Source organism: Acidovorax sp. BL-A-41-H1 (assembly GCF_051942715.1).
On the sequence record NZ_JBPVJQ010000010.1, the window covers coordinates 117,996 to 124,718 of the forward strand.

At 64.7% G+C, this 6,723-nt stretch carries 7 protein-coding genes; 2 read left to right on the top strand and 5 right to left on the bottom strand.

The genetic code is table 11. From position 1 onward, the window contains the following. Nucleotides 1-22: 22 nt before the first annotated feature. The 4 genes from ACTPOI_RS23950 to ACTPOI_RS23965 all read right to left on the bottom strand — a co-directional run bounded on the left by ACTPOI_RS23950 (nucleotide 23) and on the right by ACTPOI_RS23965 (nucleotide 2,926). Complete coding sequence (locus ACTPOI_RS23950) at nucleotides 23-550, bottom strand: hypothetical protein (RefSeq protein ID WP_252659917.1); 528 nt, start codon at nucleotides 548-550, stop codon at nucleotides 23-25. Further along, nucleotides 547-1,338, bottom strand: a complete 792-nt coding sequence (locus tag ACTPOI_RS23955) for a TIGR02594 family protein (RefSeq protein ID WP_252659915.1) — start codon at nucleotides 1,336-1,338, stop codon at nucleotides 547-549. The genes ACTPOI_RS23950 and ACTPOI_RS23955 overlap by 4 nt, the downstream gene beginning before the upstream one ends. A 37-nt stretch (nucleotides 1,339-1,375) precedes the next feature. Then, nucleotides 1,376-2,128, bottom strand: a complete 753-nt coding sequence (locus tag ACTPOI_RS23960) for a M48 family metallopeptidase (protein ID WP_440113670.1) — start codon at nucleotides 2,126-2,128, stop codon at nucleotides 1,376-1,378. Between the two features lie 312 nt (nucleotides 2,129-2,440). After that, nucleotides 2,441-2,926, bottom strand: coding sequence for a CZB domain-containing protein (locus ACTPOI_RS23965; RefSeq protein ID WP_440113673.1), 486 nt, complete (start codon nucleotides 2,924-2,926; stop codon nucleotides 2,441-2,443). A gap of 200 nt (nucleotides 2,927-3,126) precedes the next feature. Here ACTPOI_RS23965 and ACTPOI_RS23970 point away from each other — a divergent pair, with 200 nt between their 5' ends. Further along, nucleotides 3,127-4,155: an LLM class flavin-dependent oxidoreductase gene (locus ACTPOI_RS23970; RefSeq protein WP_440113676.1), complete on the top strand. Its 1,029-nt coding sequence runs from the start codon at nucleotides 3,127-3,129 to the stop codon at nucleotides 4,153-4,155. A gap of 15 nt (nucleotides 4,156-4,170) precedes the next feature. On the opposite strand, the gene ACTPOI_RS23975 is transcribed toward ACTPOI_RS23970, so the two are convergent. Next, nucleotides 4,171-4,920, bottom strand: a complete 750-nt coding sequence (locus ACTPOI_RS23975; protein ID WP_440113679.1) for an SDR family NAD(P)-dependent oxidoreductase — start codon at nucleotides 4,918-4,920, stop codon at nucleotides 4,171-4,173. Between the two features lie 254 nt (nucleotides 4,921-5,174). On the opposite strand from ACTPOI_RS23975, the gene gspF reads away from it, so the two are divergent. After that, on the top strand, nucleotides 5,175-6,407 hold the full coding sequence (gene gspF, locus ACTPOI_RS23980) for a type II secretion system inner membrane protein GspF (RefSeq protein WP_094291527.1): 1,233 nt from the start codon (nucleotides 5,175-5,177) through the stop codon (nucleotides 6,405-6,407). Nucleotides 6,408-6,723: the final 316 nt, after the last annotated feature.

The window sequence follows — 6,723 nt, forward strand, 5'->3', positions numbered from 1 at the left end:
GGCCCTGAACAAGGCATTTTCATCAGTTGCACTGTGAATGGCCTCGCGACGGTAGGGATGACCTCTCGCGCGCTACCCGCCTGGCCAACACGATCGATGACTGAACCGCATCGAAGCTAGCCCCGGTACCAGGCCAGTAAAGGCCACGCGGTCCTGAGCAGAGCGTCAGAATCTGCGGTTTGGTATCGATCTCCGCCCCTTCCCCCCGCTCCACCACCATCTCATAGCGGATGGTTGAAGCGGGTTTGCCTCGAAAGGTCTCCAATACGCGAGCGTGATAGGTATGGCGCTCCTCAGTCACTACGTCCGCCGCCGTCTGGTGCGCACTTTTATTGTGTATTGGCGCTATGTCCACGCGGGTGTGCACAACAAGGGCCGAGTAAGGTGTCTGGGCAATCGCTTTTGCCAGAAACTCCTTTTCGGCAGACGCCATGGTTTCGGCAGATTCCGCTTCTACTGCAGCTGGCATTGTCACAGCCAAGGCACCGCCCATGTTGAACCAAGAACCCCCGATAAATGTGGCTGCCAACAAGCTTTCGTGCAAATTCATGCCTCGCTCCCCGCTTCGGACGACGTTCCCTGAAAAACTGGCAAAGATTTGCCCTGCGCTGCCCCGGAAGGAAAGGTGAATGCATCCCAGACGCTCGCGGGATATCGACTGATGTTGACTTCGTTACCCTGATTGCCTCCGAGCATGAAGTAGTGTTTGCCATCGCGGCTCTGGCCAACCGCAAATGCGACGTGTCCTCCGCCAGACCGGCTTTTGATGCAGATAGCCCCGTAAACGGGGCTTTTGAGTTCCACGCCGAAGTTGGACCACTCCTTGGCTCTAAACGCATTTGGAGGAGGCACGTAGCCGTGCTGGGACATGACCCAGGCCACAAACGATCCACACCAAGCATCTTTTTTGCCTGAATCATCCTTGGCCCAGTATTTGGCGGCCTTGTGATACTCCATGATGCGCGGATTGGCACTGGCCCCTGCCACTTCTTTCTGGCCCAGTTCGCGTTCGGCCGTCGCGATCCAAGGTGCCCCCAAATCAGCACTGGAGGGCGCGGGGTTGGTCAAAGCAAGCTTCGCTTGCACCGTGTTTTCCGCGTCAGCCCGGCACATGAGCTCGGTCATTGTTTTGCTGCCAGGCCGAATCAACCCATCTGGACGCGCTATGCCTATGCTGCGTTGAAACGCCTGAATCTTGAAAATGGTCCGCGCACCGGGCGAACCATCCGCCACCAGTTGCTGAGCACTCGGCATGTCAACCTCGTTCAGCAGCCGCTGAACAATCATGGTGTCGTTCAAAGAATTGCGGCCGCCCTGGCCAACGGTGTCAGTGATCATCGGCGTCTCCTATGCGCTAGCTGGATGTTCAAGGCTTTCACGCCAACTGCGTCTTCATCCGCTCCGCCCGCTCCTTCGGCGAGGGATGGGTGGATAGAAAGTTGCTCGAATCACCGCCCGACATCGCGGCCAGCTTTTCCAGAGCGCTTACGCAGGCGCCTGGCTGGTAACGCTTGGCTTTCATGAACCCCATCGCATAGTCGTCGGCTTCGCGCTCGTTGCTTTGCGAATGCTGAGCGCGCACCACCTTTTCAAACAGGTCGCCGAGCTGCGAGCTGGCAATGGCGCCCGCCTTGCTGTTGCTGGAGGCCACGGCGTTGCGCAGCGCGCTGGTGCGCAGGGCGGCCTGGATGCGGGCCTTGCTATGGCCCTTTTTAACGTGGCCGATTTCGTGGCCGATGACGTAGCGCACTTCGTCGTCGGTGAACTTGTCCATGAGGCCCGAGTACACGCGGATGGTGCCGTTGGCCATGGCGAAGGCGTTGATGTCGGGGGTGAGGTAGACCTTGAAGTTCATCTTCAGGCCGTCGTAGGTGCCCAGGCCCGCCGTGAGTTTGTTCAAGCGCGTGGCGTAAGGGTTGCCAGCGGGGGCAATGCGGTTTTGGCGGTCGCTTTCAGCGGCCATCTGGTCAAAGGCGGCCTTCACTTCTTCGTCGGTCAGCGACTCGGATTTGGCCAGGTCCTTGCCTGCATCGAGCACCTTGCCCAGGTCGAACTGTGCCCACACAGGGGATACGGCGCTCACGCCAGATGCCAAGGTGGCGAGCGTCAACAATTTACGGCGGTCCATCGGGGTTCCCTCTCTTCATCTTGCTGGTTTATGTCGGCACCAACGCCGGCGCCCATGCCATTGCCTGGGGGGCGGTGCGGGCCGAAGGATAGCCACGGCATCGCCATTTCCGGCTCCGGGACGTGTCTGCAGATGTAAGAGCTGTGTGCCGATGCAGGAGGGCAGCGACCAGCCCGGTGGGCGCTGAGGCTGTGCGCTCAGCACGATGCGTACAAGAGCCCGTTCAGAACCAATGCCAGCGCATTGTTGTTATGCGTCAATAGCTATCAAAAGTAGAGCAACCAGCGACACAAGCGCTGGGCCATGCACGGCTCAGCGCCCCAGCCCGCGCTTCAACTCCTTGAGCAGCAGCAGCACCTGGTTGGAGGCATGGCGGCAGCTGCTGTTGAGCAGTTGCACCGCTTTTTGCTGCTCGCCGGACTGGAACAGCGTGACCACGTCGGCGGCCTGCTGGTGGAAGTATTTGTGGCGGGCCACGAGCATCTCGAACGCAGGGTAATGCCCCAACCGCACGCGCCCGGTGCCATACAGCCAGCGGCCGAGGTCGCAACGGTCGTCCTGGCAAATGCGTTCGGGCCGCATGACCTCGTCGGAACGGCCGTTGACCATGTCCTGCAGCTGCAGGCGCCAGCGCTCGTGGCTGGCAATGGCGGCGTCGATGTCGATTTCAGTCATCAGGGTGGCCGCGTATTCCGCGTCCAGCACCAGTTCGCTGCCGTTGTCCTCCATGGCCCAGGTGGTGTCGGGGCTGGTTGGATCCTGCTCCTTGATCTTGAACAAACGGCTGAAGAAACCCATCGTCATCCCTTAAACGGCCAGGGGCCGCGCACACGGGAACATGCCCACGCGGAAAATTCTTGAAACATTCTGTGGCGCCGCCGCCGTTTTGGCTACCAAAAAATCGCCCGGCCGTAAAAATCGCGCCGGGCAACCCTTCGGGCCCTGCCAGCTCTGCCCCGGCGCCAGCACAAAGGCACCAGCGGCCAGACAATGCAGCCATGACTTCTACCCCCCGTCGCCCCGCCCTGTCGATGCTGGACCTGGTGGCCGTCCGCGAAGGCGGCACCGTGGCCGATGCCCTGCAGATTGCACTGCGCACCGCACAACACGCCGAGAAACTGGGTTTTGCCCGCTACTGGCTGGCCGAACACCACAACATGGCAGGCATTGCCAGCTCGGCCACAGCCGTGCTGGTGGGGCACATTGCCGGGGGCACTTCGCACATCCGCGTGGGCTCGGGCGGCGTGATGCTGCCCAACCATGCCCCGCTGGTGGTGGCCGAGGCCTTTGGCACCCTGGCCGAGCTGTACCCGGGCCGCATCGACCTAGGCCTGGGCCGCGCGCCCGGCACCGACCCGGCCACCATGCGCGCGCTGCGTCGCAGCCGGGTGGAAACCGCCGACGACTTTCCGCAGGACGTGGCTGAATTGCAGCGCCTGCTGGCGCCGGCCGAACCCGGCCAGCGCCTGATTGCCATGCCCGGCGCGGGCACCAACGTGCCGATCTGGCTGCTGGGCTCCAGCCTGTTCTCGGCGCAACTCGCTGCCGAGCGCGGCCTGCCCTATGCCTTTGCCTCGCACTTCGCCCCGCGCCTGCTGCACCAGGCGATCGACCTGTACCGCAACCTGTACCGACCCTCCGCCGCCTGGCCCCAGCCCTATGTGGCGATTGGCGTACCGCTGATTGCGGCGCCCACCGATGAGGAAGCGGAGTTTCTGGCCAGCAGCACCTACCAGCGGGTGCTGGGCATTCTGACGGGCGACCGGCGCCGCTTGCTGCCGCCCGTAGAGAACTATGCGGAGCGCTTGCAACCGCAGGAACGTGCAGCCATCGGCGACTTTCTGGCCGCCGCCGTGATCGGCGGGCCCGACACGGTGCGCACGGGGCTGGCGCAGCTCAGCGAAGCCACCGGGGCTGACGAGCTGATGCTGGTGAGTGATGTGTACGACCCGGCGCTGCGGCTGCGGTCGCTGGACATTGCTGCGCAGGCCCACGCCACGCTCGGCCAGGCCACCGTGTCGGCCTGAGCGTCTGTTCGCGCTTTATCGCGCCAGATAACCACCATCCACTGGGTAATACGCCCCGGTAACGAACGACGCCTTGCTGGACGCCAGCCAAGCCACCAGTTCGGCCACCTCTTCCGGCTGCCCCAGGCGCCCGACGGGGTGCGCGCCTACCAGCATGGCGTGGATGCCTGCGTCCTGCTCCAGCCCGCTGATCATCGGCGTGTGGATGAAGGCAGGCCCCACGGCGTTGATGCGCACACCCTGTGCGCCGTACTCCAGGGCGGCCGCCTTGGTCAGTCCCACCACGCCATGCTTGGCGGCGGTGTAGGCCGGTGCGGTGGCAAAGCCGACTGCGCCCAGGATGGACGCCATGTTGATGATGGAGCCCCCGCCGTTCTTGAGCATGGCTGCGATCTGGTACTTCATGCCGTAGAACACGCCCGACAGGTTGGTGTTGATGACCTGCGCCCAGCCGTCCAGCGGGTAGTCGGCCGTGGGTGCCTGGGGGCCACCAATGCCCGCGTTGTTGCATGCGATGTCCAGAGGGCCATAGTGGGCCACGGTGCGGATCACCAGCGCTTCGCAGTCCCCGGGCTTGCCCACGTCGGCGGCCACAAATATGGCGTCTCCCCCGGCTGCGCGCACCAGTGCGGCCGTTTCCTCGCCTGCCTGCACGTTCACATCCGACACCACCACCCGGGCGCCCTCCCGAGCCCACACCAGGGCAATCGCACGACCGATGCCCGACGAAGCGCCGGTGACCAGCGCTACCTTGTTCTTCAGCATGAAAGACTCCTTGTCCGTCCACAAGACCTGCCGCCGGATGCCGCAGGCCACTTTTGATTCTGCGCACCGGGCAGTCCCACGCCTTGACCTGGATCATGCAGCGGCCGCCGGCGTGGCATGACATGGCATGGACGGGAGTGCCTCTGGTAGCGGCTACCATCTGGGGCTGCAGCAACTCCAACCACCTCCGCCTGCTGCCCGCGTGTGGTGGGACTGCCGGACCTCCTTGCTACCGCTTAACCGCCCACGCCCGCATGCCCGCTTTTTCCTTTGAAGCCCTGGACGCCCAGGGCCAGACCCGCAAGGGCCTCATGGAGGCCGATACCGCCAAGGCTGCGCGCAGCCTGCTGCGGGCGCAGGCCCTGGTGCCGCTGGCGGTGGAGCCGGTGCAAACCGGCCAGTCGCAGGACGGTCGCGCTGCCAGCCTGGGCCAGCGTCTGTTCACGCGGCCCGTGTTCAGCGCCACCGCGCTGGCCATCTGGACGCGGCAGATCGCCGGGCTGGTGTCGTCGGGCCTGCCGCTGGAGCGGGCGCTCACGGCCCTGTCCGAAGAAGCCGACGACGAACGCCAGCGCCACCTGGTGGCCGCACTGCGGGCCGAGGTCAATGCGGGCGCCACGTTTGCCCGCGCGCTCTCGCAGCACCCGCGGGAGTTTTCCGACATTTACTGCGCTGTGATTGGCGCGGGCGAGCACAGCGGCAACCTGGGCCTGGTGCTGGAGCGCCTGGCCGACGACCTGGAAGAACGGCAGGCGCTCAAAGCCAAGCTGGTGGGCGCAGCGCTTTACCCGGCCATCGTCACCCTGGTGGCGATTGCCATCGTGCTGTTCCTGGTGGGCTATGTGGTGCCGCAGGTGGCCAGCGTGTTTGCGGGCACCAAGCGGGCCCTGCCCTTCCTGACGGTGGCCATGCTGGGCCTGAGCGCTTTTGTGCGCAACTATGGCTGGGTGATGCTCGCGGCCGCAGTGCTGGCCGCCGTCGGAGCCCGGTGGGCGCTGGCCATCGACCCTGTGCGCGAAAAGTTCGATGCCGCCTGGCTGAAGCTGCCACTGGTGGGCAAGCTGGCGCGGGGCTACAACGCGGCGCGTTTTGCGGGCACGCTGGCCATGCTCTCGGGCGCAGGCGTGCCCATCCTCAAAGCCTTGCAGGCCGCAGCCGAAACCCTGAGCAACCGCGCCCTGCGCGCCGATGCGCTGGATGCCCTGGTGCTGGTGCGCGAGGGCGCCCCGCTGGCCTCGGCGCTGGCGCAGAAGAAACGCTTCCCCGGCCTGCTATCGATGTTCGCGCGCCTGGGCGAACAGACCGGCCAGTTGCCCGTGATGCTGCAGCGCGCCGCGCGCCAGCTCTCGACCGAAGTGCAACGCCGCGCCATGGCGCTCGCCACCATCCTGGAGCCGCTGCTCATCGTGGGCATGGGCGGCATCGTGATGCTGATCGTACTGGCCGTGCTGCTGCCCATCATCCAACTCAACCAGTTTGTGAAGTAGAGCGTGTTATGCACTTTTACGCACCCGCGTCGGGCCCACAGGCTGGTGATCGCAAGGCGCAGCGCGCTGCCAAGGCAAGCGCCTTGGCAAGTGCTGCAACGCCGCGAGCGCCTGCCTGTGGGCCCGACCCTATGGGACAGCCGGGGAAAGGCCCGGCCACGTTGTTGCAGGCCACTTGCGGTATTCATACCGCCGCGCGGCCTGCCCCTAGTTGCCGGGCCTTTCTCCGGCATTCGCGGGCACGTAAAAGTGCATAACACGCTCTAACGTATGGCAGTGACCCTGGACGACAAGCTGGTGGTGGCGATGACCCCCG

What these genes read in the sequence shown, in the direction of transcription:
- ACTPOI_RS23970 (WP_440113676.1), top strand. Translation starts at nt 3,127, where the DNA reads ATGACTTCTACCCCCCGTCGCCCCGCCCTGTCGATGCTGGACCTGGTG.
- ACTPOI_RS23950 (WP_252659917.1), bottom strand. Translation starts at nt 550, where the DNA reads ATGAATTTGCACGAAAGCTTGTTGGCAGCCACATTTATCGGGGGTTCT.
- ACTPOI_RS23975 (WP_440113679.1), bottom strand. Translation starts at nt 4,920, where the DNA reads ATGCTGAAGAACAAGGTAGCGCTGGTCACCGGCGCTTCGTCGGGCATC.
- ACTPOI_RS23960 (WP_440113670.1), bottom strand. Translation starts at nt 2,128, where the DNA reads ATGGACCGCCGTAAATTGTTGACGCTCGCCACCTTGGCATCTGGCGTG.
- gspF (WP_094291527.1), top strand. Translation starts at nt 5,175, where the DNA reads ATGCCCGCTTTTTCCTTTGAAGCCCTGGACGCCCAGGGCCAGACCCGC.
- ACTPOI_RS23955 (WP_252659915.1), bottom strand. Translation starts at nt 1,338, where the DNA reads ATGATCACTGACACCGTTGGCCAGGGCGGCCGCAATTCTTTGAACGAC.
- ACTPOI_RS23965 (WP_440113673.1), bottom strand. Translation starts at nt 2,926, where the DNA reads ATGGGTTTCTTCAGCCGTTTGTTCAAGATCAAGGAGCAGGATCCAACC.